The organism is Streptomyces sp. NPDC005898 (assembly GCF_040629635.1).
Classification (GTDB): Bacteria; Actinomycetota; Actinomycetes; order Streptomycetales; family Streptomycetaceae; genus Streptomyces.
Genome location: NZ_JBEXWC010000014.1, coordinates 173,198 through 199,673, shown reverse-complemented (window position 1 = coordinate 199,673; position 26,476 = coordinate 173,198). Strand labels below are relative to the sequence as shown.

Here is a 26,476-nt window from a genome sequence, read left to right as displayed (position 1 = left end):
GTGCGTGCGATCGCAAGGCGGAGGGTCGCCCCGATACTGGTGGTATCGGGGCGATCCCGACAACGCGGCGAGCGTGCGTGCCAGGCGTCGCCAGGTAGACGGGACTTTCGAAACACGCCCTAACCCTGCGGCGGGACCACCTGTGCCTCGTAGAAGCAGTAGTGGTCCTTGACGGCGGCCACCTCCGGCTTCGGCTCGGGGTAGGCCCACACCGCGTCCTGCGCGCCCGGCAGCGACCAGTAGGAAGCCGTGCCCTTGAACGGGCAGTGCGTGATCGTCGCGGACGGCGTCAACAGGTCCGTACGCACGTCCTCCGGAGGCAGGTAGTACCGCACGGGACACCCCGTCTCGCGCAGCAGCAGCGGGCGGCGGCTCTCCGCGACGACCTGCCCGTCGTGCACCACGCGCACATGGTCCGTGCCCTGCTCGACAGTGATCCGGTGTCCCTTGGCCACGACGTACCTCCTCGACAGGTGCCTTCCCCTCGGACCGTACCGTGAGCACATGGATATTTGCGTCTTCCTCTCCGCCGCCGACCTGGACGAGCGCTACACCCGCCCCGCCAGGCAGTTCGCCGAACTGCTCGGCAAGGGAGGCCACACCCTGGTGTGGGGCGGTTCGGAGAGCGGCCTGATGAAGGTGGTCGCGGACGGTGTCGAGGAGGCGGGCGGGCGGCTGGTGGGCGTCTCCGTCGACTTCCTCGCGGCCAAGGCCCGGGCCGTCACCGACCCCCACGAGATGGTGATCGCCCGCGACCTCGCCGAGCGCAAGGCGCTCCTCCTGGAGAAGGCCGACGCGATCGTGATCATGGTCGGTGGCACCGGCACCCTCGACGAGGCCACCGAGATCCTGGAGCTGAAGAAGCACGGCAAGCACACCAAGCCGGTGGTCCTGCTGAACTCCGCCGGGTTCTACGACGGCCTCAAGGAGCAGTTCCGCCGCATGGAGGACGAGGGGTTCCTGCCCGTACCCCTCACCGAACTGGTCTTCTTCGCCGAGGAGCCCGTCGGCGCCCTGGCCTACCTGGAGGAATCACAGGGCACGCGGTGATGCGAGCATGGCGGGTATGGCAACACATGTGATCACCGGGGCCGGCTCCGGCATCGGAGCGGCCGTCGCCCGCCGCCTGCACGCACGCGGCGACGAACTCGTCCTCCACGCGCGCGACGCGGGCCGCGCCAAGGAACTGGCCGCGCAGTTCCCCGGCGCGAGCACGCTCGTCGGCGACCTCGCGGACCCCGACAGGCTCTCCTGGGCCTTCGGCCACCAGTCGCTGCCCTCGCGCGTGGACTCCCTCCTGCACATCGCCGGCGTCGTCGACCTCGGCCCGGTCGGCGACCTCACCCCCAAGGCCTGGCACCACCAGCTCAACGTCAACCTCGTCGCCCCCGCCGAACTGACCCGCCACTTCCTGCCCCAACTGCGCGCCTGCCAGGGACACGTCGTCTTCGTCAACTCCGGCGCCGGCCTGAACGCCCACGCCGAGTGGTCCGCGTACGCCGCCTCCAAGCACGGCCTGAAGGCCCTCGCCGACTCCCTGCGCCAGGAGGAGCACGGCAACGGCGTCCGGGTCACCTCCGTCTACCCCGGCCGCACGGCCAGCGCCATGCAGGTCAAGGTCCACCAGCAGGAGGGCAAGGAGTACGACGCGTCCCGCTGGATCGACCCCGAGTCCATCGCCACGACGATCGTCATGGCCCTGGACCTGCCGCGCGACGCGGAGGTCAACGACCTGACGGTGCGGCCGGGACGATGAGCGACACGATCACCTGGGGCCCGGCGACCGGCGTCGGGTCCCTGCCCGGCGGGGACGCCCGCGAGGCCGCGAAGACCGTCACCGGCAGCTTCGCGGGAGCGGGCGAGGGCATCCCCCACCTCGCCGAACTGCCCGCGCGCGGACCCGGCGCCGACATGATCGGCCGCACCGCCGGACTGCTCGTGGACCTGTACGCGCGCGTGGAGCCCAGCGGCTGGCGCGTCGGCGACCGCCCCGGCCGCGACACCAAGCGGGCCAGGGCCTGGCTCGGCGAGGACCTCGACGCCCTGGAGGAGTTCACCCAGGGGTATCAGGGGCCGCTCAAGGTCCAGGCCGTCGGCCCCTGGACGCTCGCCGCCGCCCTGGAGCTGCGCAACGGCGAAGTGGCGCTCTCCGACCCGGGCGCCTGCCGCGACCTCGCCGGATCCCTCGCCGAGGGCCTGCGCGAGCACCTCGCCGACGTGCGCCGCAGGGTCCCGGGCGCCCAGGTGGTGCTGCAACTGGACGAGCCCTCGCTCATCGCCGTGCTCCGCGGGCAGGTCAGGACGGCGAGCCAGTACCGCACCCACCGCGCCGTGGACCGCCAGAGCGTGGAGGACACCCTGCGGGACGTCCTGGCCGTCCAGGGCGAGGGGCCGACCGTCGTCCACTCCTGTGCGCCGGACGTGCCCTTCGCGCTGCTGCGCCGCGCCGGGGCCCACGCGATCTCGTTCGACTTCTCGCTCCTCACCGAGCGTGACGACGAGGTGATCGGCGAGGCGGTCGAGGGCGGCACGAAGCTCTTCGCCGGTGTCGTGCCGGGCGTGGACGGCCCATTGTCGGACCCTGCCGGTAGCGTCATGGGTGTCAGGACGCTGTGGCGCAGGCTGGGGCTGAATCCGGGATCACTCGCGGAGTCGGTCGTACTCACTCCGTCGTGCGGACTCGCGGGGGCTTCCCCCGCGTACGCCCGCGCGGCACACGCCCACTGCGTCAAGGCGGCGAGATCGCTCGCAGACAACCCTGAGTAATTGGGTATGACGTAACGGGAGGACTTTTACGGTGGCTGTCGAACAGCAAGGCTCCGTGCCCGCCGAGGCACGGGATCAGCATGCCCAGCTGGCCGAACAGATCGAGGAGCACCGCTTCCGGTACTACGTGAAGGACCAACCCGTCGTCAGCGACGCGGAGTTCGACAAGCTCCTGCGCTCCCTGGAGGCCCTGGAGGAGGAGTACGCGGAGCTGCGGACACCGGACTCGCCCACCCAGAAGGTCTCGGGGGCGTACGAGACGGAGTTCACGGCGGTCGAGCACCGCGAGCGCATGCTCTCCCTCGACAACGCCTTCGACGACGCGGAGCTGGCCGCCTGGGCCGACCGCGTGGCCAAGGACGTCGGCTCGCCGGGCTACCACTTCCTGTGCGAGCTGAAGGTCGACGGCCTCGCGGTCAACCTGACGTACGAGGACGGCAGGCTGACCCGCGCCGCCACCCGCGGCGACGGCCGCACCGGCGAGGACATCACACCGAACGTCCGCACCATCGCGGACATCCCCCAGCGTCTCAAGGGCGACCGCGTGCCCGCCCTGGTGGAGATCCGCGGCGAGGTCTTCTTCCCCATGGAGAAGTTCGAGGAGCTCAACGCCCGCCTGGTGGAGGCGGGCGACAAGCCCTTCGCCAACCCTCGCAACGCCGCGGCGGGCTCACTGCGCCAGAAGGACCCCCGCATCACCGCGACCCGGCCCCTGCACATGGTCGTGCACGGCATCGGCGCCCGCGAGGGCCTCGACATCGACTGCCTCAGCCACGCCTACGAACTGCTTCACGAGTGGGGCCTGCCCACCGCCCGGCACAACAAGGTCGTCGAAGACCTCCAGGGCGTGCGGGACTTCATCACGTACTTCGGGGAGAACCGCCACTCCGTGGAGCACGAGATCGACGGCGTCGTCGTCAAGCTCGACGAGATCCCCCTCCAGGGCCGCCTCGGCTCCACCTCGCGCGCCCCGCGCTGGGCCATCGCCTGGAAGTACGCCCCGGAGGAGGTCAACACCAAACTGGTCAACATCCGCGTCGGCGTCGGCCGCACCGGCCGCGTCACGCCGTACGCCCAGGTGGAGCCCGTCACCGTCGCCGGCTCCGAGGTGGAGTTCGCCACCCTGCACAACCAGGAGGTGGTGAAGAAGAAGGGCGTCCTCATCGGCGACACGGTCGTGCTGCGCAAGGCCGGTGACGTCATCCCGGAGATCCTCGGCCCGGTGGTGGACCTGCGGGACGGCACCGAGCGGGAGTTCGAGATGCCCGCCGAGTGCCCCGAGTGCGGCACGGCGCTGCGGCCCATGAAGGAGGGCGACATCGACCTCCGCTGCCCCAACGCCCAGACGTGCCCGGCCCAGTTGCGCGAACGGCTCTTCTATCTGGCCGGCCGCAAGTCGCTGGACATCGAGAACTTCGGATACGTCGCCGCGGCCGCGCTGACCAGACCCCTGGAGCCGGCCGAGCCGCCGATCCTCGACGAGGGCGACATCTTCGACCTGCGGATCGAGGAGCTGCTCCCCATCAAGTCCTACGTCCTCGACCAGGACTCCGGCCTGCCCAAGCGCGATCCCAAGACCGGCGAGGAGAAGGTCGTCACCTTCTTCGCCACCCAGAAGGGCGAGGCGAAGAAGAACACGCTCGCCATGCTGGAGAACATCGCGGCGGCCAAGGAGCGCCCCCTCGCCCGCGTCCTGACCGGCCTCTCGATCCGGCACGTCGGCCCGGTGGCCGCCGAGGCGCTGGCCCGCGAGTTCCGCTCCATCGACCGGATCGAACAGGCCACCGAGGAAGAGCTGGCCACGACGGAAGGAGTGGGGCCGGTCATCGCGGCCTCCCTCAAACAGTGGTTCGCCGAGGAGTGGCACCGCGAGATCCTCCGCAAGTGGCGGGCGGCCGGGGTGCGCATGGAGGAGGAGACGAGCGGCGAGGACGAGGGCCCCCGCCCCCTGGCGGGCCTCACGGTCGTCGTCACCGGCACGCTGGAGCACTACACCCGGGATGGCGCGAAAGAGGCGCTGCAAACCCGTGGCGCGAAGGTGACCGGTTCCGTTTCGAAGAAGACGTCCTTCGTCGTCGTGGGGGACAACCCCGGCTCGAAGTACGACAAGGCGATGCAGGTGAAGGTTCCGGTTCTCGACGAGGAAGGCTTCGTCGTGCTGCTGGAACAAGGACCGGACGCGGCGCGGGAAGTCGCGCTTCCGACCGAGGAGTAGCGGTTGAAGGCCACCCGTTCGGCGCATACCAGATGCATACGGGTGGCCGGGTCGCATTCGGGCAACCGTGGGCGACCGCTGCCCGTGGAAGCCTTCCGCGGCCTACTGTTGAGAGGTGCGCCTGCCGGGCCCCGCCGCGAACGGGGCATCTCCTGCTCGACAAGAGCTCGGAAGGGGGCATCCCCCGCTCGGCACGAGTCCGGGAGTTGTGCGGCCCTCGCTCGTTCGGAGCGCGGGGACGGAAGTTCCGGGCCCGGCCGCCTTTGGGCCGAGTCCGTTTTGGCGTGGGCACCGCCGGCTGTGAGAGGGACGGGAATGGAACCGACCGAGAGCGCCGCCCCGTACTCACCGCTGCGCGCGCGCCGGTGGTGCGCGCCGGCCACCTGGCTGCGCGGCCGGCGGACCGTACCGGCCGCCGACCCGGGCCTCGCGAGCGGACCCGGCTGCGGCGCGCTGAGCACCGCCATCGAACCGCGTGAGCGGGCCTGGACCTCGCCCACGTCCGGATGCGGCACGGAGAGCGCCGTGGCCATGGCGGGCGGCCCCACCGAACAGGACCCCCGCGACCCCTGGCCCCTGCTGCCCCTCCTGGTCCTCGCGGCCGCCGCGTTACTCCTCGGCACCGGCTTCTTCCAGGCCCTCACGGGCCGGCACACGCTGTTCCCCGCCGGGGCGACCGGCTGGTCCCTCGCCGTCCTGACCGGCCTCATCGTCGGCCACCTCGTCGCCCTCGGCCGCGACCGCTGGTGGGGCGGCACGGGCTCCGGCGGGGCCCTCACCGTCGCCGTGCTCCTGCTGTACGGGTGGGTGCCCGCCGGCCTGGTCAGCCTCACCGTCGTCGTCCTGGTCGGCGTAGCCCGCAGGCACCGCCGGCGCCAGGGCGTGCTGCACGGCGCGGTCGACCTCCTCGGCATCGGCGCGGGTGCGCTCACCCTGGCCGCGTTCGGCACGGCGCCGACCGCCGAGTCGCCCTGGCTGCCCGAGACCTGGGACCTGTACACCGCCCCCGAAGTGGCGCTGGTCGCCGTCGCCTACCTCGTCGTCACCCGCGTCCTGCTCTGGTACGTCCACGCGCCGCGCACCGGCGCCCTGCCGACCGTCACCCGAACGGCCCTGGTCAGGCAGGGCCTTCTCGGCATCGCGCTGCTCGGCATCGCCCCGCTGATCTGCGTGGTGGCCGTCTCCCTGCCGATCCTGCTGCCGCTCTTCGCGATCCCGCTGGTCGCACTCGACTCCACCCTGTGGATCGCCCGCGCCCGGGCCGAGGAGCAGCTCAGGGACCCGCTCACCGGACTGCCCAACCGGCAGTGGCTCCTGGAGCGGACCTGGACGGCCCTCGACGACGCCGAGCGGATCGGCGCGCGCTCCGCCCTGATGCTGATCGACATGGACCGCTTCCGGTCGGTGAACGACACCCTCGGCCATCTCGCCGGGGACCGGCTGCTGCTGCAGATAGCGGACCGGCTCCGGCTCGCCCTCCCGCGCGGCGCGGAGGCGGCCCGCCTCGGCGGCGACGAGTTCGCCGTGCTGCTGCCCATCGCCGACTCCACCACGTCCGCCACGCGCGTGGCGCGGCAGCTGGTGGCCGCGCTCGGCTCACCGCTCGACCTCGACGGCCTCACCCTCGTCCTGGAGGCCAGCGCGGGCCTCGCCGTCTTCCCCGACCACGCGCTCGACGCGGAGGGCCTCCTGCGCCGCGCCGACGTGGCGATGTACCAGGCCAAGCGGGACCGCACCGGCGTCGAGGTGTACGAGTCCAAGCGGGACTCCAACACCCCGGACCGCCTCGGCCTGCTGGGGGACCTGCGCCGGGCGCTGGACGCGGGCGACGTCGAACTGCACTACCAGCCCAAGGTCCGCTTCGACGGCAAGGTCGAGGGCCTGGAGGCGCTGGTGCGCTGGGTGCACCCCGAGCGGGGGAAGGTGCCGCCGGACGAGTTCATCGCCATCGCCGAGTCCTCCGGGCTCATGCCGCACCTGACGGAGTACGTCCTGGAGTCGGCCCTCGGCCAGGTGGCCAAGTGGCACGCCCAGGGCCTCAAGGTCCCGGTCGCCGTCAACGTCTCCCCGCGCGACGTCCACACGCCCGGTTTCGCCGGGTCCGTCGCGGCGCGCCTGGCCCGGCACGGGGTGCCCGCGGGGGCGCTCCAGCTGGAGATAACGGAACACGTGCTCCTGGAGGACCCGCAGCGCGCCGCGGACACCCTGGCCGGGCTCACCGGCCACGGGGTCAAGATGTCCCTCGACGACTTCGGCACGGGGTACTCCTCGCTGGTCCACCTGCGGCGGCTGCCCGTCAGCGAGCTGAAGATCGACCGCTCCTTCGTGGCCCGGCTCGCCATCGACGAGGAGGACGCCTCGATCGTCCGCTGCACGGTGGACCTCGCCCATTCGCTGGGCCTGCTCGTCGTCGCCGAGGGCGTCGAGGACGACGAGACGTGGGAGCGGCTGCGGGACCTCGGGTGCGACGCGGTCCAGGGGTGGCTGGTCGCCGCCGCGATGCCTCCGGAGGAGACGACCGCCTGGCTGCGGGCCCGCGGCTCACGCGGCTGGCGCCGCCCGGCGGACGTCGCGGCGGAGGCGGCGGCAGCGCTCGCCGAGGGCTCCGACGTGGGGGAGTCCTCGGGGCACGTGGTCAAGTAGCCCGAGACCCCGAGACCCCGAGACCCCGAGACCCCGAGACCCCGGGGCACCGGGCGGGCAGCGGGCAGCAGGGCAACCCTTGAGGCGCGGTGAGACGCCCCTCGCGGTCGGCCGCGGGGAAACCGTTTAACGGCCACACCACCTCGACCCATAGGATTGGCCCCACAACCCGCAAACTCACCCCTGAGGATCGCCGCATGCCTGGCATCACGCGCGAGGAGGTCGCCCACCTCGCCCGCCTTGCACGTCTGGAGCTGAAGGCCGAGGAGCTCGACCACTTCGCCGGACAGCTCGACGACATCATCGGCGCGGTCGCCCGCGTCTCGGAGGTCGCCGACCAAGACGTACCGCCGACCTCGCACCCGCTGCCGCTGACCAACGTCATGCGCGCGGACGAGGTCCGTCCGTCGCTCACCCCCGAGCAGGCGCTCTCGGGCGCCCCGGCCCAGGAGCAGCAGCGTTTCAAGGTGCCGCAGATCCTGGGGGAGGACTAAGAACATGACGGACATCATCAAGCTCACCGCCGCCGAGATCGCCGCGAGGATCGCCTCCGGCGAGCTGACGGCCGTCGAGGTCACCGAGGCCCACCTGGCCCGCATCGACGCCGTCGACGAGAAGGTGCACGCCTTCTTGTACGTGGACCGCGAGGGCGCCCTCGCGCAGGCCCGCGCCGTCGACGAGAAGCGCGCCCGGGGCGAGAAGCTCGGCCCGCTGGCCGGCGTGCCCGTGGCGCTCAAGGACATCTTCACCACCGAGGGCATCCCGACCACGGTCGGCTCCAAGATCCTCGAAGGCTGGGTCCCGCCGTACGACGCGACGGTCACCAAGAAGCTGAAGGCCGCCGACGTCGTCATCCTCGGCAAGACCAACATGGACGAGTTCGCCATGGGGTCCTCCACCGAGAACAGCGCCTTCGGCCCGACCGGCAACCCCTGGGACCTCACCCGCATCCCCGGCGGCTCCGGAGGCGGCTCGGCCGCCGCCCTCGCCGCCTACGAGGCCCCCCTGACCCTCGGCACGGACACCGGCGGCTCCATCCGCCAGCCCGCGGCCGTCACCGGCACGGTCGGCGTCAAGCCCACCTACGGCGGCGTCTCCCGCTACGGCATGGTGGCCTTCTCCAGCTCCCTGGACCAGGGCGGCCCCTGCGCCCGCACCGTCCTCGACGCGGCCCTGCTGCACGAGGCCATCGCCGGGCACGACGAGCTGGACTCGACGTCCATCGACGCCCCGGTCCCGCCGGTCGTCGAGGCGGCCCGCAACGGCTCCGTCCAGGGCATGCGCGTGGGCGTCGTCAAGCAGTTCCGCGGCGAGGGCTACCAGGCCGGTGTCGTCCAGCGCTTCGACGAGTCCGTCGAGCTGCTGAAGTCGCTGGGCGCGGAGATCGTCGAGCTGGACTGCCCCTCCTTCGACCTCGCCCTTTCGGCGTACTACCTGATCGCGCCCTCGGAGTGCTCCTCGAACCTCGCCCGGTTCGACGCGATGCGCTACGGCCTGCGCGTCGGCGACGACGGCACGAAGTCCGCCGAGGACGTCACCGCGCTCACCCGCGAGGCCGGCTTCGGCGACGAGGTCAAGCGCCGCATCATCCTGGGTACGTACGCGCTCAGCTCCGGCTACTACGACGCGTACTACGGAAGCGCCCAGAAGGTCCGCACGCTCATCACCCGCGAGTTCGAGGCGGCCTTCGAGCAGGTCGACGTGATCGTCTCCCCGACGACGCCGACCACGGCCTTCCCGATCGGCGAGCGCGCCGACGACCCGATGGCCATGTACCTGGCCGACCTGTGCACCATCCCGACCAACCTGGCGGGCAACTCCGCCATGTCGCTGCCCTGCGGTCTCGCGCCGGAGGACGGCCTGCCCGTCGGACTGCAGATCATCGCCCCCGCCATGAAGGACGACCGCCTGTACAAGGTGGGCGCCGCCGTAGAGGCCGCCTTCGTGGAAAAGTGGGGGCACCCGCTGCTGGAGGAGGCACCGTCACTGTGAGCGCACTGAACAAGGCCAAGGGCTTCAAGAAGTCCAAGACCGGTACGTATCTGTCGATCGGCACCACCGCGTTCGGCGCGGTCTCCGTGCTCAAGCAGGCCAGGCTGGCCCGCACCGAACACGACACGCTCCGCCTCGTGGACGCCGTCGTCTCCGCTGCCGCCATCGCCACCGGCGTCGCGCTGCTCCTGCGGGAGCTCAAGCGCCTCGGCGACGACGACGTCCTGCTGGGCTGAGAGGGAAAGTTTCACCGTGACTGTCACTACCGACCTGGTGTCGTACGAGGAAGCCCTCGCGACGTACGACCCCGTCATGGGCCTTGAGGTCCATGTCGAGCTGGGCACCAAGACCAAGATGTTCTGCGGCTGCTCGACCACCCTCAAGCAGGGCGCGAACAGCCAGACCTGCCCGACCTGCCTCGGCCTGCCCGGCGCGCTGCCGGTCGTGAACGAGATCGGCGTCGAGTCCGCCATCAAGATCGGCCTCGCGCTGCACTGCGAGATCGCCGAGTGGTGCCGCTTCGCCCGGAAGAACTACTTCTATCCGGACATGCCGAAGAACTTCCAGACCTCCCAGTACGACGAGCCGATCGCCTTCAACGGCTATCTGGACGTCCAGCTGGAGGACGGCGAGGTCTTCCGCGTGGAGATCGAGCGCGCCCACATGGAGGAGGACACCGGCAAGTCCACCCACGTGGGCGGTGCGACGGGCCGCATCCACGGCGCCTCGCACTCGCTCCTGGACTACAACCGCGCCGGCATCCCGCTCATCGAGATCGTCACCAAGCCCATCGAGGGCGCGGGCGAGCGGGCCCCCGAGGTCGCCAAGGCGTACGTCGCCGAGCTGCGCGAGCTGATCAAGGCGCTCGGCGTCTCCGAGGCCCGCATGGACAAGGGCCAGATGCGCTGCGACGTGAACCTCTCCCTGCGCCCCAAGGGGCAACGGGAGTTCGGCACGCGCAGCGAGACGAAGAACGTCAACTCGCTGCGCTCCGTGGAGCGCGCCGCCCGCTTCGAGATCCAGCGCCACGCGGCGGTGCTCTCCTCCGGCGGCACGATCCTCCAGGAGACCCGCCACTTCCACGAGGAGGACGGCTCCACGACCTCCGGCCGCATCAAGGACAACGCCGAGGACTACCGGTACTTCCCGGAGCCCGACCTGGTCCCCGTGGCCCCCTCGCGGGAGTGGGTCGAGGAGCTGCGCGCCGGTCTCCCGGAGCTGCCGCGGCTGCGCCGCAACCGGCTCCGCGAGGAGTGGGGCATCTCCGAGCACGACATGCAGTCGATCCTCAACGCGGACGCCATCGGCCCGATCGTCGCCACCATCAACGCGGGCGCGGACGCCGCGTCGGCCCGCAAGTGGTGGATGGGCGAGCTGGCCCGGCACGCCAACGAGCAGGGCGTGGACCTCGGCGCGCTGCCGATCACGCCGGAGCACGTCGCCCGCGTGGCGGAGCTGGTCGCCGCGGGCGACCTGAACGACAAGCTGGCCCGCCAGGTCATCGAGGCCGTCCTGAAGGGCGAGGGCACGCCGGACGAGGTCGTCGAAAAGCGCGGCCTGAAGGTCGTCTCGGACGAGGGCGCGCTCACCGCCGCCGTCGACGAGGCCATCGCCGGCAACCCGGGCGTCGCGGACAAGATCCGCGGCGGCAAGGTCGCCGCGGCCGGGGCGCTGGTCGGCGCGGTCATGAAGGCCACCCGTGGCCAGGCCGACGCCGCCCGCGTCAAGGAGCTGATCCTGGAGAAGCTGGGCGTCAGCGAGGGCTGAGGCTCTCCACCGTCCGCGTGAGGGGGCGGCGCACCCGACAGGGGCGCCGCCCCCTCACCCGTACCCGCACGTCCGGCGGGATGACGCTCATCCGGTCCCGCGCGCTGCGAACGGCTCGAAGAACATGTGCTCCAACGGGTCCTGGTCCGGGCGCAGTCCGGGGAAGCCGGCGGTGCCCGGTCCGTCGCCGCGCAGCCAGTTCAGCAGCGTCCCGGTGAAGTTCCCCGGCAGCGGCGGCCCCTGGTCGGCGTGCCGTGGGTTGACGGCGACGCGCCACTGGTCGGGCTCGCCCTCGGTGCACCAGCCGATCACGTCCCCGTCGATGGTCGAGGCGAACGGCAGGAAGCCGCCGGGCTCCGGCCAGGCGGGCAGGGGGTAGTACTCGGGGTGCGCCTCGCGCAGGGCGCGGTAGCCCTCCAGCATCTCCTCGGCGTCGGCCGCGAGCCCGCAGCGGCCCTCCAGGTCCAGGGGAGCGGGCATGTCCAGCCACCAGCTCCAGTTCCCCGCGCCGTACCGCTCGGTGAGGGCCGTGAAGTCCGCGGGGAGCCGGGTGCCGAGCCGGGTGAAGACCTGCTCCCACGTCCCGGTGCCCAGATGGGGCGTCAGGGGCGGGGGTATGAGCGCGGTGACCGCCGCCAGGCCCTCGCCCTCGGTGAGCGCGGCGTGCTGGCGAGCGTCCACGTACGTCCCCCGGGGCGGCGGGGCCCAGGGGCCGGCACCGGCCAGCGGCGCCCAGGCGCGGACCGCCACGCCGTCCCGGGCGGCCGCCGACAGGACGTCCAGCAGCGGGACTTCGTACGACACCCAGGGCTCGGCCTCGCCGACGGCGATGGACGTGGTCAGGAGCACCACCGGCCACGCGTCCGGGTCGTCGGAGACCGAGGTGTCCCAGAACAGGTGGTCGCCGCCCGCCGTCGTGGCGAGGGCGAGGAGGCCGCCCTCCTCGGGCAGGAAGCGGCGCCGCTCCCGGGTGAACATGCCCGGCCGGATCGAGGAGTGGCGGTGGGTCTCGACGACCCAGGCCCCGTAGTCGTACCGCCCGTCCGCGCTGACGCAAGGGGTGTGCAGACGGATGGCCGCGGGGCCGCCGCCTATCTCGACCGGGCCGTACGCCGACACCAGGGCCTTGTAGTCGGCCGGGAGCGGGACTTCCAGCCAGGCCTCCACGGCCGCCCAGTCGACGGCGGGCACGGCGTCGGGCGGCGGCCCCAGCAGGTCCCTGAAGGCGGCGACGCGCTCGGTGATCTCCATGCCTCCGAGGATGGCACCCGCCACTGACAACGCCCCGAAAAGGGACATCGGGGCACCGCCGAGGCCCCCGCGTCCGGGACCTTTTGGACGTTCACCCCGACTTCGTCCCTCCGCCTTCACAAGGAAACCGGACGTCACTAGCGTCCCCGCCGAAGAGATCAATGGATCAACGGAGAACCATTGACGCCGGCCAGGGCAACAGGGCCAGGACTACTGGGAGGTCACACGTGACTCCGGAGATTTCGCGCAGACGCCTGATGGCGGTCGGCGGCGGCGCGCTCGGCGCGGCCGCCGCCGGTTCCTTCCTGCCGCCCTCGCTGCAGGAGGCGCTCGCGCACGAGCCGCCGCGGGGCGGTGGTCTCGACTCGATCGAGCACGTCGTGATCCTGATGCAGGAGAACCGTTCCTTCGACCACTACTTCGGCTCGCTGCGCGGGGTGCGCGGCTTCGGCGACCGCAACGCCATCCGGCTGCCGGGCGGCACGTCCGTGTTCGAACAGCCCGACGCCTCGCGCACCGTCCTGCCCTTCCCCGTCCGCGAGGCCGCCAAGGCGCAGCGCAAGGACCTCCAGTACATCGGCGACCTGGACCACTCCTGGGGCGGCGGCGCCAAGGCCTGGCACGGCGGCTGGATGGACGGCTGGGTCACCGCCAAGACGGCGGCCACCATGGCGTACTACACGCGCGAGGACATCCCGCTGCACTACGAACTCGCCGACACCTTCACCGTCTGCGACGCCTACCACTCCTCCATCCACTCCTCCACCAGCCCCAACCGCAACCACCTGTGGAGCGGCAGGACGGGCTACGAGGCGAACGGCAGGCGGGCCGTCGGCAATGACGCGTACGCCGAGGGCACCCACCCCGGATACGGCTGGGGCACGTACGCCGAGCGCCTGGAGAAGGCGGGCGTGAGCTGGCGGACGTACACGGAGTGGGAGAACTTCACCGACAACCAGATCGAGTTCTTCACCACCTTCAAGGCCATCGCCCGCAAGGCCCTGGCCAAGACCGGCCTCACGTACATGGAGGCCTTCTACGCCAAGGTGCGCGACGCCGCCGACGAGACCGCGCGCGCCAAGCTGCTCGCCACCCTGGACGAGGGGGTCGCCACGCTGGGCAAGCACGAGCGGTCGCTGTTCGAGCGCGGCCTGCGGCGCGTGCCGACCGGGAAGCTCGCCGAGGAGTTCGCCAAGGACGTCGCGGGCGGCAAGCTGGCGAAAGTCACCTATCTGGTGCCCTCCGCGCTGGATTCCGAGCACCCCAGCGTCTCCTCGCCGATCCACAGCGCGACCATCGTCTACAAGATCCTCGACGCGCTCGCCTCCCGTCCCGAGGTGTGGCGGCGCACCGCCGTGTTCATCAACTACGACGAGAACGACGGCTTCTTCGACCACGTCCCGCCGCCCGTGCCCGGCGGCGCATCGCCCGAGGAGAACGAGGAGCGCTGGGAGGGCGGGCCCACCGGGCTCGGCGTGCGCGTGCCGATGCTCGTCGTCTCGCCGTGGACCGTCGGCGGCTACGTCTGCTCCGAGGTGTTCGACCACACCTCCGTCGTGCGCTTCCTGGAGAAGTGGACCGGCGTGCGGGAGCCCAACATCAGCGCCTGGCGGCGCAAGGTCACCGGTGACCTCACCGGTGCCTTCGACTTCCGGCGCGCCCACCGCCGCCCGGACGTCGAGCGGCCGGGCCCCATCCCGGTCTTCACCGGACGCTGGCGGCCGCAGCCGCCCCTGGAGCAGTCCATGCCCCTCCAGGAGCCCGGCGTCCGGCGCGCCCGCCCGCTGCCGTACCAGCCCGACGCGGACGCGCGGCACGGCGAGGACGGCTCGCTCACCGTGCGGCTGCGCAACGGCGGCAGCTCCAGCGCGCACTTCGCGCTCTACCCTTACGCAGGCGAGTTCCTCCTCCCGCAGCACCAGGACGTCGTCCGCAAGGGCTCCTGGACGGTGCCGGTGCCGGGCGGCACGTACTCCTTCACCGTCACCGGGCCGAACGGCTTCCGGCGCGAGTTCGCGGGCGCGAGGCCGGGCAGCAGCGGCCAGGACGGCGGCGCGCGGCTCGCCTCCGCGATCACCCGCCGCGAGATCCACCTCACCCTCGCCAACCGGGGCCGCCGCGAGCTGGTCTTCACGGTCAAGCCGCTCGGCTACGTGGACGAGGACGACATCAGGCGCCGCACCCGCACCGTCCGCGTCAAGGCGGGCGGCAGCCGCACCGTCGCCTGGCACACCGACGACGAGCACGGCTGGTACGACGTGGAGGTCACCGCCGACCGCGACACCGCCTTCCGCCGCCGCCTCATGGGCCACATCGAGAACGGCCGGACGAGCGTCTCGGGCTGACGCCCGGCGAGCACGGGTGCGCGGAGCGTTCCGGACACCTCCGCGCACCTCCGCGCACCTCCGCGCACCTCCGCGCACCTCTCGTGCCCTTATGCCCCTTGTGCCCTTGTGCCCTTGTGAGGATGGCCACGAAACGGACAAAGGATCTTCCGAGGCTGTCAAGGTGTTCCCGGCGCTCATACCGCCCTTCATGCGTTCTTTGCGGGTTGTTCAGTCGATTCACTGCTGTTCCCGATAAAGATCCACGAATCACCCAGGGAGCCAGTACGTGGCAGCACTCGCACGGTGGTGCGTCAGGCACCGCCTTCTCGCCGTCCTGCTCTGGCTCCTCGCGCTCGGCGGCGCCGCGAGTGCCGCGACCGTCGCCGGATCCTCGTACTCCAACGACTACGAGGTCCCCGGCACCGAGTCCGGCCGGGCGGCCCAGCTCCTGGACAAGGGGTTCCACGGCCTCGGCGGCGACAGCGACACCGTCGTCTGGCACACCGGCCCCGGCGCCTCGGTCCGCGCCGCCGACGTCGAGCGGACGATGTCCGCGACCCTGGACAAGATCGCCGAGCTGCCCGCCGTGGCCTCGGTGAACGGTCCCTACGACGCGGGGGGCGCGAGCCGGATCAGCGCGGACGGCCGCACCGCCTACGCCACCGTCACCTTCCGGGAACAGGCCGACAAGGTCGAGAAGGCGCAGGCGCAGGCCCTCGTCGACACGGCCGGGGCCGCCGAGTCCGAGGGGCTCCAGGTCGAGCTGGGCGGCACCGCCGTCGGGCTCACCGAGTCCAAGAACGCCGAGGTCGCCGAGATCATCGGGGTCGGTGTCGCCGCCGTGGTCCTCTTCCTCGGCTTCGGCTCGCTCGCCGCCTCCGCCCTGCCCATCGCGACCGCCCTGGTGTCCGTCGGCACCGCGTACGCGGGCATAGTGCTGCTCGGCCATGTGATGACCGTCGCCGACTTCGCCCCGATGCTCGGCACGCTCATCGGCCTCGGCGTCGGCATCGACTACGCCCTGTTCATCGTCACCCGGCACCGCAAGGGCCTCAGACGCGGCCTGCCCGTGGCCGAGGCCGCCGAGCGCGCCGTCGCCACCACCGGGCGTGCCGTCGTCTTCGCCGGCGCCACCGTCTGCATCGCCCTGCTCGGCATGCTCATCCTGCGGCTCGGCTTCCTCAACGGCGTCGCGATCGCCGCCTCGCTGACCGTCGTCCTCACCGTCGCCGCGTCCGTGACCCTGCTGCCCGCGCTGCTGTCCTGGATCGGGCCGCGCGCCCTCAGCCGCCGCGAGCGCCGCGCACTGGCCGAGCACGGACCGCAGCCGGAGCTGCCGACCGGGCTCGCCGCCCGCTGGGCCGCCTTCGTGGAACGCCACCCGAAGCTCCTCGGCGGCGTCGCGGTCCTGGTCATGGCCGTGCTCGCGCTGCCCACCCTCACCCTGCACCTGGGCACGTCCGACCAGGGCAACAACCCGGCCACCGCCACCACCCGGCAGGCCTACGACCTGCTCGCCGACGGCTTCGGTCCCGGTGTCAACGGACCCCTCACCCTGGTCAGCGAGGTCTACGGCGCGGGTGACCGCAACGCCCTGGCCGACCTCGGCGCGACGCTGGCATCGACCGAGGGCGTCGCCTCCGTCAGCCCGGTGACGTACGACGAAGCCGGCCGCACGGCCTTCCTGACCGTCCTGCCCGACACCTCCCCGCAGTCCGGGGCGACCAGCGACCTCGTCGACCGGCTGCGCGAGGACGTGCTGCCCGCCGCCGAGGCGGACAGCTCGCTGGATGTGGCGGTCGGCGGGGTCACCGCCGGCTACGACGACTTCGCGGAGATCATCGTCGCGAAGCTGCCGCTCTTCGTGGGCGTCGTGATCGGCCTCGGCTGCGTCCTGCTCCTGCTCGCCTTCCGCTCCCTCGGCATTCCGCTGAAGGCCGCCGCGATGAACGTCGCCGCCGTCGCCTCCGCGTTCGGGATCGTCGTCACGATCTTCCAGTGGGGCTGGGGGAGCGAGCTGCTCGGGCTCGGCAGGGCCGGGCCGATCGAGCCCTTCCTGCCCGTGATCATGGTCTCCGTCCTCTTCGGACTCTCCATGGACTACCAGGTGTTCCTGGTCAGCCGCATGTACGAGGAGTGGCTGGAGACCGGCGACAACCGGCGTGCGGTGCGGGTGGGCCTCGCCGAGACGAGCCGCGTGATCAACTCCGCGGCGGTGATCATGATTTCGGTCTTCCTCGCCTTCGTCCTCAGCGGCGACCGGGTCATCGCGATGTTCGGCATCGCCCTCGCGGCGGCCGTCGCGCTCGACGCCTTCGTCCTGCGGACGCTGCTGGTCCCCGCCCTCATGCACCTGCTCGGCAACGCCAACTGGTGGCTGCCGCGCCGCCTGGACCGCCTGCTGCCGCGCATCAGCATCGAGCCGCCCGAATGTCGCTCGAACCCGCGCGACGCGCGTGCGAAGATCCCCGGACGGCGTGTGCCCCACGCGCCACCTGTGGACGTGAGTGGATCCGAGGAGCGGGATGTTCGCGATATCGCTGGGCGACGAAGCTGAGCTGCGGCCCATCGAACCCTGGCAGGCGCGGGAGTTCCTGGCGCACGTGGAGCGGGCACGGGAGTACGCCGGCCCCTGGGTGCCCTTCACCGTGACCGTCGACGACCTCGACAGCGCGCGGGGGCACCTCCAGCGGTACGCCGACAAGCAGGCCGCCGACACGGGGCGCCTGTACGGCATCTGGCTCGCGGGCACGCTCGTCGGCGGCGTGCTCTTCCGGATCTTCGACACGGCCACCGAGAGCTGCGAGCTGGGCGTCTGGCTGGAGCCCTCGGCCGCCGGGCGCGGACTGGTCTACAAGGCCTCCCGGATCGTCGTCGACTGGGCCGTCGAGGAGCGGGGCATGCACCGCGTCGAGTGGCTGGTCTCCTCCCGCAACGAGCGCAGCAAGGCCGCCGCCGCGCGGCTCGGCTTCACCCGGGACGGCGTGTTGCGGGAGAGCTTCCCCTGGCAGGGAGTGCGCCACGACATGGAGGTGTGGTCGGTGCTCGCCCCCGAGTGGCGGGCGGCCCGGGACACCGCCGCCCCCGCCGACGGCGTTCGTTAAGACGGCTCTCAGACTGCGTCCGTACGGTGCGGCGCATGGGTACAAAGACGCAGGACGCGGCCGGGGCCGAGGACGTCACCGGGACCGAGGAAGTGACCGGGCCCCACGAGGCGACCGGGACCGACGAGGCGACCGGGACCGACGAGGCGGCCCCGCCCGTCCCGGGGGAGAACGCCGCGACCGCCGAGGACGACACCGCCCTCAAAGAGGACGACACCGCCCTCGAAGAGTCCGACGCGGAAGATGCCGCCGAGACCGTCCCCGCGCCCCGCAAGGCCGCCGGGGTGGGCCAGGGCGCCGCCGCCGTCGTCTCCGCCGCCCTCGGCGTGATCGGCCTCTCCGGCGGCTGGCTCGGCACGGTCGCCGCGGCCCGCTCCAACATCGTGGGGCAGCTGGAGACGGCCCGGTCCGCGAACGTCGCCGACCAGATCCAGGCCCTGTACGGCGACTCCTGGAAGATCACCGCGCTGATCGCCGGCATCTTCGCCCTCACCGCCCTGGTCACCGGCTTCGTGGTCCTCGTCAGGCCCGCGTTCGGCACGCCGGGCCAGGAGCAGGCGCCGTGGATCAAGTCCGTGGCATGGGCGGGCGTCGTGCTCGGCGTGATCGGGCTGATCCTCGCCGTCGCCAAGTACACGGACCTGCTGCTCGGCCTCCCGTCGGCACCTTCTTCCTGAGGCATCCCGCCCGTACGCGGGAGGCGAGGCGCGTAGGCGGGACATGAGGCGCGTACGGAGGACATGGGCAGCGCACGAAGGGCCGGATAAGGCAGGGGCGGGTCAGGGGCTAAGGCCCCCGGCCCGCCCCTCGCCGCGTCTAAGGCCCCCCGCCCCTCGCAGATGCGGCACTCGCCCGATGTGGGGGACCCCCCTGGGAGAAGAAAGTAGAGACATCGCAGAGAGCGATGGGAAAGCCGATCACCCAAGGGGTACGAGATGTTCGAGTACGAGATGCACCAGCTCCGCGCCGCCGACCTCACCCGCGAGGCCGACCGGGGCCGCCTGCTCGCCGAGGCCCGCAAGAACCGCGCCGCCACCCGCCGAGCGGCCCGCGAGGAAGCGGAGGGGCGGGTGAACGCACACATGTGGAGGGCCCGCTTCACCCGGGCCGCCTGAGGTGGAGCGGCCCCTGACCTGGTCCACCCAGCGGAAATGGGGTGCCGCACCGTCCGCGCACTGTGCGATGCTCGCGGGCGTGGAAACCAGGTCCGTGAGCCCGGTGTTCGTCGGTCGCACCGACGAACTGGCCGTATTGAACGAAGCACTCGCCCGCGCCACGGGCACCCCGCTCCAAGGAGCCGGGGGCCCGGGCACGGGCGAGCCGCAGGCATTGCTGCTCGGCGGCGAGGCAGGCGTCGGAAAGACCCGCCTCGTCGAGGAGTTCACGGCGGCCGCCGAGAAGCAGGGCGCCGTCGTCGCACTCGGCGGCTGCGTCGAGATCGGGGCCGACGGCCTGCCGTTCGCCCCCTTCTCCACCGCCCTGCGCGCCCTGCGCCGCCGGCTCCCCGACGAACTGGCCGCGGCGGCCGAGGGCCAGGAGGAGGAACTGGCCCGTCTCCTGCCCGAATTGGCGGGCGCCGCACCGCACGGCCGCGACTTCCGGGGCACCCGGTCCGACGAACAGGACATGGCGCGCCTGTTCGAGCTGACCGCCCGCCTCCTGGAGCGCCTCTCCCGCGAACGCACCGTCATCGTCGCCCTGGAGGACCTGCACTGGGCCGACGCCTCGACCCGCCACCTCCTCGCCTACCTCTTCCGCACCCTGCGCGGCGGCCGCCTCGTCCTGCTCGCCACCTACCGCGCCGACGACATCCACCGCCGCCACCCGCTGCGCCCCCTGCTCGCCGAGCTGGACCGGCTGCGCACGGTCCGGCGCGTGGAACTCGGCCGCTTCAGCAAGGACGAGGTCGCCCGCCAGATGGCCGGCATACTCTCCGCCGAGCCCGAACAGGCCCTGGTGGACGACATATTCGACCGCTCCGACGGCAACGCCTTCTTCGTCGAGGAACTCGCGGTCGCCGCCGCGGGCGGCAGCTGCGCGAACCTCACCGACTCCCTGCGCGACCTGCTCCTCGTCCGCGTCGAGGAACTCCCCGAGGACACCCAGCGGGTGGCGCGGATCGTCGCCGAGGGCGGCTCGACCGTCGAGTACGAGCTGCTCGCCGAGGTCGCCGGACTCGGCGAGGACGACCTCATCGAGGCGCTGCGCGCCGCCGTCGGCGCCAACATCCTGCTCGCCTCGCCGGAGGGCGACGGCTACCGCTTCCGCCACTCCCTGGTCCGCGAGGCCGTCAGCGACGACCTGCTGCCCGGCGAGCGCTCCCGCATCAACCGCCGTTTCGCCGAGGCCCTGGAGGCCGATCCCGGGCTCGTCGCCGCCGACCAGCGCGCCGCCCGCCTCGCCAGCTACTGGTACCACGCGCACGACGCCGCCAAGGCCCTGCCCGCCGTCCTGCGCGCCTCCGTGGAAGCCCGCCGCCGGCACGCCTACGCCGAGCAACTGCGCCTGCTGGAGCGGGCGATGGAGCTGTGGGACGACGCCCCCGACGCCGTACGCGAGGAACTGCGCCCCGCCGACTACGTCGAGGGCTACCCCGCCTGCGGCTGCGACCCCGCCACCACCCCGCTGCGCTTCCTGGACCTGATGGCCGAGGCCACCGTCGCCGGGCGCCTGTGCGGCGAACGCGACCGCGCCCTGAAGATCACCAAGCGCGCCCTGCGGCTGCTGGAGGGCGACGACGACCCGCTGCGGGCCGCCTGGTTCTGGGTCTCGCGCTCCCGCCTCGTCTCCACCCTCGGCCGCGGCGACGGCTGGGACGAGATCGCCAGGGCCCAGGAGCTGATGCGCGGCCTGCCGCCCTCCGAGGTGCACGCGGACGTGCTCGTCCACCGCGCCTCCTGGGGCATGCTGCACGACCCGGGCCCCGAGACGCTCGCCGCCGCCGAACGGGCCGTCGAGTACGCCCGCATGGTCAAGGCCGACACCATCGAACTGAACGCCCGGCTCACCCGCGGCAACCTCCTCATCGAGGCGGGCGACCCGGAGAGCGGCCTCGCCGAGATGTACGAGGTCAGGGACCGCGTCGTCGAACAGGGCCTCGTCACCGACCTCAGCCGCGCCCACATCAACCTGCCCTCCGCCCTGGAGGGCGTCGGCCGCTCCGCCGAGTCCCTGAAGGTCTCGATGGAGGGCATCGAGTTCTGCCGGAAGTACGGCCTGGTGGACACCGAGGGCTGGGTGTGGGCCAACGCCGCCGAGTCCCTCGTCACCCTCGGCCGCTGGGACGAGGCCACCGAGGCCGTCGCCCAGACGTACCGCCGTGTGCAGAGTTCCAAGCCCCGGGGCTCCGCCGCCCAGTGCTCCGCGCGCATGGCGCTCTTCCGCGGCGACCTCGACGCCGCCACCCGGCACCTGCAGAGCGCCTACCACCACTACGGCAGCCACGACCCGCAGCCGCAGTACATCCTGCCGCTGGCCCGCATCTGCCTGGGCATCGCGGCGGCCGAGGGCCGCGTCCTGGACGGCCGCGCCGAGCTGGAACGCGCCCTCGCCGGCGGCTTCCCCGTCGGCACCCACCGCTACGGCTGGCCCCTGCTGCTCGCCGCCGCCACCATGGAGGCCGACGCCCGCGGCCTGCCCGCCGCCGAACCCGGCCGCCCCGCCGTCGTCGCCCGCATCCGCACCGCTGCCAAGGCCCTCGCCACCCCCCTCCCGCTCTGGCGGGCCTACGACGAGTGGACCCGCGCCGAGCTGCTGCGCTCCGAGGGCCGCGACGGCCGCGCCGACTGGACCGCCGTGGTCGCCGCCGTCGAAGTGCTCGACCGCCCCTATGACCTCGCCCGCGTCCGGCTGCGCCTCGCCGAGGCCCTGCTGGCCCCGGACGGCACCGACCGCGAGCGCGCCGCCCAGCTGCTGCGCCAGGCCGGGGAGGTGGCGCGGGGCCTCGGCGCGCGACCACTGCTGGAGGCGATCACCGGCCTCGCCCAGCGGGCCCGCCTCACCCTGGACCCCGCCGAGGCCGTGCCCGCCGACGTGCCGGCCGACCCCGCCGAGGCGCTCGGGCTGACCAGCCGCGAGCGGGACGTCCTGCGGCTCGTCGCGGTGGGCCGCAGCAACCGCCAGATAGCCGAGGAACTCTTCATCTCCCCCAAGACGGCGAGCGTGCACGTCTCCAACATCCTCGCCAAGCTGTCCGTCACCGGCCGGGGGGAGGCGGCGGCCCTCGCCCACCGGCTGCGCCTGTTCCCGCCCGCGAGCCGGGTCTGACCTGCGCCTTTCGACTCCCGGCCGGTTCAAGGCGGCCTCACTTACGCTTGACGACAGGAACTCGGCTCACAGGAGGCGCAGTGTTCAACGCGATCGAGGCGCTGTTCGCGCCGGGACGCAAGCACACCGACGACGAGCAGAAGCGTCTGGAGATGACCCGGGTCGACCTCGCCGACGGCGACCCGGGGCGCGGGCCCATCGACCTGTCGTCCGGCAAGGTGGTCGTCAAAGCCCCTGTCCCCGCGCCCCGCGCGGACGACACCCCGAAGCCGGAGGACCGGATACCCGACGCGGACCGAGCGGACTGAGGCGCCCCGCTCGTCCCGCTCCCACCCCGCTCGCCCCTGGAGCGAGGGCCCGAGACGTCACTCCACCTCCACCTCCAGGATCTTGTCGTCGCCCTTCTTCGGCGTGCCCCGCGAGTCCGTCTCGCTCGTGACGAGCCACAGCTTGTCGCCGCCCGCCGAGAGCACCGTGCGCAGCCGGCCGTGCTCGCCCTTGAGGAAGGACTGCGGCTCCCGCTCGCCCGTCACGCCCCGCACCGGGACGCGCCACAGCCGCTCGCCGCGCAGGCCCGCCAGCCAGATCGACCCCTCGGCGTAGGCGATACCGCTCGGTGACGCCTCCGAGGTCTTCCACTGGGCCACCGGGTCGCGGAAGCCCTTCTCGCCGCCCTTGCCCTCGGCCTCGGGCCAGCCGTAGTTGCCGCCGGCCTTGATCTCGTTCAGCTCGTCCCAGGTGTCCTGGCCGAACTCCGAGGCCCACAGCCGCTTCTGCTCGTCCCAGGCCAGACCCTGCACGTTGCGGTGGCCCAGCGAGTAGACGGGGGAGCCCTCGAAGGGGTTGCCGGGGGCGGGCTCACCGTCCGGGGTGAGCCGCAGGATCTTGCCGCCGAGCGACTTCTCGTCCTGCGCCAGCTCCGTGTCGCCGGTCTCGCCCGCACCCGCGTACAGCATCTTGTCCGGACCGAAGGCGATCCGGCCGCCATTGTGGATCATGCCCTTGGGGATGCCCTTGAAGACGGTGTCCGGCGCCCCGAGTTGCTCGCCGGGGGGCTTCTTCTCGTCGTAGAGCAGCCGGGCGACACGGTTGTCGGACTCGGTGGTGAAGTACGCGTACACCATGTGGTCCGAGGCGTACGAAGGAGAGAGCACGAGGCCCATCAGGCCGCCCTCGCCGCCGGGGGAGACGCCCGGCACCGCGCCCAGCTCCGTCTTCTCGCCCGTGGTGGCGTCGACCCGGGTGATCGTGCCCTCGTCCCGCGAGGAGACCAGGAGGTCCCCGCCGGGCAGCGCGGCGAGACCCCACGGGGAGGCGAGGTCCGTGGTGAGAGTGCGGGTGACCTTCGCGGAACCCTTCGCCGCAGGGGGCTGGGCACCCGGCCCGCCGGTCGGGGACTTGCTCGGGCTCCGCCTTCCGGCCGGGCTCTCGCGGTGGTCGGCCCCGTCCTGGCCCCCGGACGAACAGCCGGCCGCGAGGACGAGGACGGCAGCGGTCAACGCGGCCGTGACAGCGGGTCGTTGCACGATCAGGGTCCCTTCTACGCAGCGCTTTCCCCGTTCATACACCGCTTGTGCCCCGCGGGATCCCATTGCGCCGCCCGGGAGGGTGCGCGGCGCGGGGCCGCCGCCGTCCGCGCGCTCAGTCCCACGACCCCAGCGCCGCCGGCAGCGCCTCGATGTCCGCCAGGTCCGCCGAGGTCAGCCGCACCCCGGCCGCGCCCGCGTTCTCCACCGCCCAGCGCGCGCGCTTGGCCCCGGGGATCGGGACCACGTGCCGCCCCTGCGCGAGCACCCACGCGAGCGCCACCTGCGCCGGGGTCGCCCCGTGCCGCTCCGCGACCCGGCGCAGCCCCACCACCAGCGGCTGGTTGGCCGCCATCATCTCGGCGGTGAAGCGGGGGTGGCGGGCCCGCAGATCGTCCGGTTCGAAGCCCTGGCCGGGCGTCAGCGTCCCGGTGAGGAAACCATTCCCCAGCGGCATCGCGGCGAGGAAGCCAACCCCCCGCGCCACGCACCACGGCAGCAGCTCGTCCAGCGCCTCGGGCGACCACACCGACAGTTCGGCCTCGACCGCGCTCACCGGGAAGACCTGCTGGACGCGCTCCAACTGGCGGATCGTCACCTCGTGCAACCGGGCCGAGGGCCGCCCCGCGGCCGTACGCCGATGCGCCCGCGCCCCCACCGCGCACAGCCCGAGGGCCCGCACCTTCCCGGCGGCGACCAGCTCGGCCATGGCGCCCCACGTCTCCTCGATGGGCACCTCGGGGTCGGCGCGGTGCAGCTGGTAGAGGTCGATGGTGTCGATCTGGAGCCGCCGCAGCGAGGCGTCGCAGGCCCGCTTCACATAGGCCGGGCGGCCGTTGGCGACGATGTGCTGTTCGCCCACCAGCAGCCCGCACTTGGTCGACACGAACGCCTCGCCCCGCCGCTCCCGGAGCACCCGGCCGACCAGCAGCTCGTTGGTGAAGGGCCCGTACATGTCCGCGGTGTCCAGGAGCGTCACCCCGGCGCCGGTGGCGTCCAACGCGGCGTGCACGGTGCGCAGCGACGCGTCGCCGCGCTGCCGCGAGCCGGTGTATGCCCAGCTCATCGGCATGCAGCCGAGTCCGACGGCGCCCACTTCGAGCGCCCCCGCGCCGATCGTCCTGCGCTCCACCTGGCCGTACCCTCCCACTCCCCGTCCGGAGATCACCCAAACTAGCCGCTGCCACCTCGCGCCCGACCGCGGCCTCCCCACGGACCGCGCACGACCTGGCGCATTAGCCTCCAGGGCATGACGACAGACGTATGGCTTCCGTTCGAAGCAGACGAGATCCAGGGCCTGCCCGACGCCTCGAAGGCCGGGTTCGCCTACCGCCACTGGGACGGTGGCGCGGACTTCCCCGCCGACCCGGCCGACTGCGTCTTCTACGCGGTGCCCTACATGAAGGGCGGCGAGGTCGCGGTGCGCCCCCTGCCCGCGATGACCTCGCTGCGTGTCGTGCAGACCCTGACCGCCGGCATCGACCACGTGCAGCCGGGGCTCCCGGGGCTGGCACCCGGCGTACAGGTGTGCAACGCCCGAGGAGTGCACGAGGCCAGCACCGCCGAACTCGCCCTCACCTTGATCCTCGCGTCGCTGCGCGGTGTCCCGCGCTTCGTCGAGGGACAGCGGCGCCAGGAGTGGCGGTCCGGTTTCTACCCGGCGCTCGCCGACAAGTCCGTGCTCATCGTGGGCCACGGGGCCATCGGTTCCGCCGTCGAGGACAGGCTCACCCCCTTCGAGTGTGCGCGGGTGGCGCGCGTCGCGCGCTCCGCCCGTGACACAGAGCGCGGCCCCGTGCATCCGCTCACCGAGCTGCCCGCCCTGCTGCCCGAGGCCGACGTCGTCGTGCTCTGCACACCCCTCACCGAGGACACCCGGGGCCTGGTGGACGCCGGGTTCCTGGCCCGCATGAAGGACGGCGCGCTGCTCGTGAACGTCGCCCGCGGCTCGGTCGTCGACACCGCGGCGCTCCTCACCGAACTGGAGTCCGGCCGCTTGATCGCCGCCCTCGACGTGACCGACCCGGAACCGCTGCCCGCAGGTCACCCGCTGTGGCACGCTCCTGGAGTGCTCATCAGCCCGCACGTGGGCGGCTCCACGTCCGCCTTCCTGCCCCGCGCCCACCGTCTGCTCGCCGCGCAACTGACCCGGTTCGCCGAGGGCCGCCCTCTTGACAACGTCGTGCATCGGACGGCCGGTTGATCGTCTGAGGCCGTTCCGCGCACGCTACGCGCTCGTATATGTGCGCCCCGTGTTCACTTTCCCGTCGGCGGTCACGCAGCGTAGAGGTGCTATGTCCCTGTGTGACGGGCCTGGTGTATCGTCCCGACTGGGGACGCGCCGTGGACCATGCGGCGCCGGGGACGGGGACATCAGACTGCGAGGGGGGCGACAGGCGATGTACGGCCTATGGGCGGACGATCCGACGCGGCGGGAAAGCCGCCGCCGACTCTCACGTACCCCCTCCCGCGAGCGCGGGAGCGGCGGCAGCCGCATGAGCGGCCGGCGGCGCGGGCGGCAGTGCCCGTGCTCCGTCGGCCGCCGCGGGGGCCGGACGGGCCCGGGGCGGGCGCGGAGCGGAGCGGTCCGGTGAGCGCCCCGCCGAGCACCACCGTCCT

The 26,476-nt window shown here is 72.5% G+C and carries 21 protein-coding genes; 17 read left to right on the top strand and 4 right to left on the bottom strand.

The genetic code is table 11. The annotated features are described in order from the left end of the window. Window positions 1–119 precede the first annotated feature (119 nt). Window positions 120–455 carry a DUF427 domain-containing protein gene (locus tag ABZ385_RS20585; protein ID WP_358579388.1) on the bottom strand — a complete coding sequence of 112 codons (336 nt, stop codon included), beginning with the start codon at window positions 453–455 and terminating at the stop codon, window positions 120–122. Between the two features lie 49 nt (window positions 456–504). Between ABZ385_RS20585 and ABZ385_RS20580 the strand changes: the two genes are divergently transcribed. The 9 genes from ABZ385_RS20580 (at window position 505) to gatB (ending at window position 11,383) form a co-directional block, all read left to right on the top strand. Continuing rightward, window positions 505–1,050, top strand: coding sequence for a TIGR00730 family Rossman fold protein (locus ABZ385_RS20580; RefSeq protein ID WP_358579389.1), 546 nt, complete (start codon window positions 505–507; stop codon window positions 1,048–1,050). A 7-nt stretch (window positions 1,051–1,057) separates the two neighbouring features. Continuing rightward, the gene (locus tag ABZ385_RS20575; protein WP_358579391.1) at window positions 1,058–1,756 is read left to right on the top strand and encodes an SDR family oxidoreductase; all 699 of its coding nucleotides are present in this window, start codon (window positions 1,058–1,060) and stop codon (window positions 1,754–1,756) included. Continuing rightward, entirely contained in the window at window positions 1,753–2,766 is a 1,014-nt protein-coding gene (locus ABZ385_RS20570) for a methionine synthase (protein ID WP_358579393.1), read from the top strand. Before ABZ385_RS20575 ends, ABZ385_RS20570 begins: the two co-directional genes overlap by 4 nt. A 31-nt stretch (window positions 2,767–2,797) precedes the next feature. Beyond that, window positions 2,798–4,981, top strand: coding sequence for an NAD-dependent DNA ligase LigA (gene ligA, locus ABZ385_RS20565; protein WP_358579395.1), 2,184 nt, complete (start codon window positions 2,798–2,800; stop codon window positions 4,979–4,981). Window positions 4,982–5,296: 315 nt separating this feature from the next. Then, a complete protein-coding gene (locus ABZ385_RS20560) occupies window positions 5,297–7,624 on the top strand; it encodes a bifunctional diguanylate cyclase/phosphodiesterase (protein ID WP_358579397.1) in 2,328 nt (775 codons plus the stop codon). A gap of 197 nt (window positions 7,625–7,821) precedes the next feature. Beyond that, window positions 7,822–8,118 carry an Asp-tRNA(Asn)/Glu-tRNA(Gln) amidotransferase subunit GatC gene (gatC, locus tag ABZ385_RS20555; RefSeq protein WP_010984178.1) on the top strand — a complete coding sequence of 99 codons (297 nt, stop codon included), beginning with the start codon at window positions 7,822–7,824 and terminating at the stop codon, window positions 8,116–8,118. Window positions 8,119–8,122: 4 nt separating this feature from the next. After that, a complete protein-coding gene (gatA, locus tag ABZ385_RS20550; protein WP_358579399.1) occupies window positions 8,123–9,616 on the top strand; it encodes an Asp-tRNA(Asn)/Glu-tRNA(Gln) amidotransferase subunit GatA in 1,494 nt (497 codons plus the stop codon). Continuing rightward, window positions 9,613–9,852, top strand: a complete 240-nt coding sequence (locus ABZ385_RS20545; RefSeq protein WP_358579402.1) for a hypothetical protein — start codon at window positions 9,613–9,615, stop codon at window positions 9,850–9,852. The genes gatA and ABZ385_RS20545 overlap by 4 nt, the downstream gene beginning before the upstream one ends. A gap of 16 nt (window positions 9,853–9,868) precedes the next feature. Next, window positions 9,869–11,383: an Asp-tRNA(Asn)/Glu-tRNA(Gln) amidotransferase subunit GatB gene (gene gatB, locus ABZ385_RS20540; protein WP_358579404.1), complete on the top strand. Its 1,515-nt coding sequence runs from the start codon at window positions 9,869–9,871 to the stop codon at window positions 11,381–11,383. 87 nt (window positions 11,384–11,470) lie between these two features. Here gatB and ABZ385_RS20535 read toward each other — a convergent pair whose 3' ends face one another. Next, the gene (locus ABZ385_RS20535) at window positions 11,471–12,634 is read right to left on the bottom strand and encodes an SMI1/KNR4 family protein (RefSeq protein WP_358912506.1); all 1,164 of its coding nucleotides are present in this window, start codon (window positions 12,632–12,634) and stop codon (window positions 11,471–11,473) included. A 227-nt stretch (window positions 12,635–12,861) separates the two neighbouring features. Here ABZ385_RS20535 and ABZ385_RS20530 point away from each other — a divergent pair, with 227 nt between their 5' ends. From ABZ385_RS20530 to ABZ385_RS20500, 7 genes are all read left to right on the top strand, one after another. After that, window positions 12,862–14,979 carry a phosphocholine-specific phospholipase C gene (locus tag ABZ385_RS20530; protein WP_358579409.1) on the top strand — a complete coding sequence of 706 codons (2,118 nt, stop codon included), beginning with the start codon at window positions 12,862–12,864 and terminating at the stop codon, window positions 14,977–14,979. Between the two features lie 268 nt (window positions 14,980–15,247). After that, window positions 15,248–17,518: an MMPL family transporter gene (locus tag ABZ385_RS20525; protein WP_358912504.1), complete on the top strand. Its 2,271-nt coding sequence runs from the start codon at window positions 15,248–15,250 to the stop codon at window positions 17,516–17,518. Continuing rightward, entirely contained in the window at window positions 17,487–18,065 is a 579-nt protein-coding gene (locus ABZ385_RS20520; RefSeq protein ID WP_358579413.1) for a GNAT family protein, read from the top strand. Before ABZ385_RS20525 ends, ABZ385_RS20520 begins: the two co-directional genes overlap by 32 nt. Window positions 18,066–18,100: 35 nt before the next feature. Beyond that, window positions 18,101–18,742 carry a hypothetical protein gene (locus ABZ385_RS20515; protein WP_358579416.1) on the top strand — a complete coding sequence of 214 codons (642 nt, stop codon included), beginning with the start codon at window positions 18,101–18,103 and terminating at the stop codon, window positions 18,740–18,742. A 258-nt stretch (window positions 18,743–19,000) separates the two neighbouring features. Beyond that, window positions 19,001–19,180 (top strand): hypothetical protein, encoded by a 180-nt coding sequence (locus ABZ385_RS20510; protein WP_358700080.1) that lies wholly within the window; start codon window positions 19,001–19,003, stop codon window positions 19,178–19,180. 67 nt (window positions 19,181–19,247) lie between these two features. Further along, on the top strand, window positions 19,248–22,331 hold the full coding sequence (locus tag ABZ385_RS20505; protein ID WP_358579421.1) for an AAA family ATPase: 3,084 nt from the start codon (window positions 19,248–19,250) through the stop codon (window positions 22,329–22,331). Between the two features lie 80 nt (window positions 22,332–22,411). Continuing rightward, window positions 22,412–22,639: a DUF6191 domain-containing protein gene (locus ABZ385_RS20500; RefSeq protein WP_358579423.1), complete on the top strand. Its 228-nt coding sequence runs from the start codon at window positions 22,412–22,414 to the stop codon at window positions 22,637–22,639. A gap of 57 nt (window positions 22,640–22,696) precedes the next feature. On the opposite strand, the gene ABZ385_RS20495 is transcribed toward ABZ385_RS20500, so the two are convergent. Continuing rightward, window positions 22,697–23,857, bottom strand: coding sequence for a PQQ-dependent sugar dehydrogenase (locus ABZ385_RS20495; RefSeq protein WP_358912503.1), 1,161 nt, complete (start codon window positions 23,855–23,857; stop codon window positions 22,697–22,699). Window positions 23,858–23,972: 115 nt separating this feature from the next. Next, a complete protein-coding gene (locus ABZ385_RS20490; RefSeq protein ID WP_358912501.1) occupies window positions 23,973–24,989 on the bottom strand; it encodes an aldo/keto reductase in 1,017 nt (338 codons plus the stop codon). Between the two features lie 117 nt (window positions 24,990–25,106). Here ABZ385_RS20490 and ABZ385_RS20485 point away from each other — a divergent pair, with 117 nt between their 5' ends. Next, entirely contained in the window at window positions 25,107–26,060 is a 954-nt protein-coding gene (locus tag ABZ385_RS20485) for a 2-hydroxyacid dehydrogenase (protein ID WP_358912499.1), read from the top strand. Window positions 26,061–26,476: the final 416 nt, after the last annotated feature.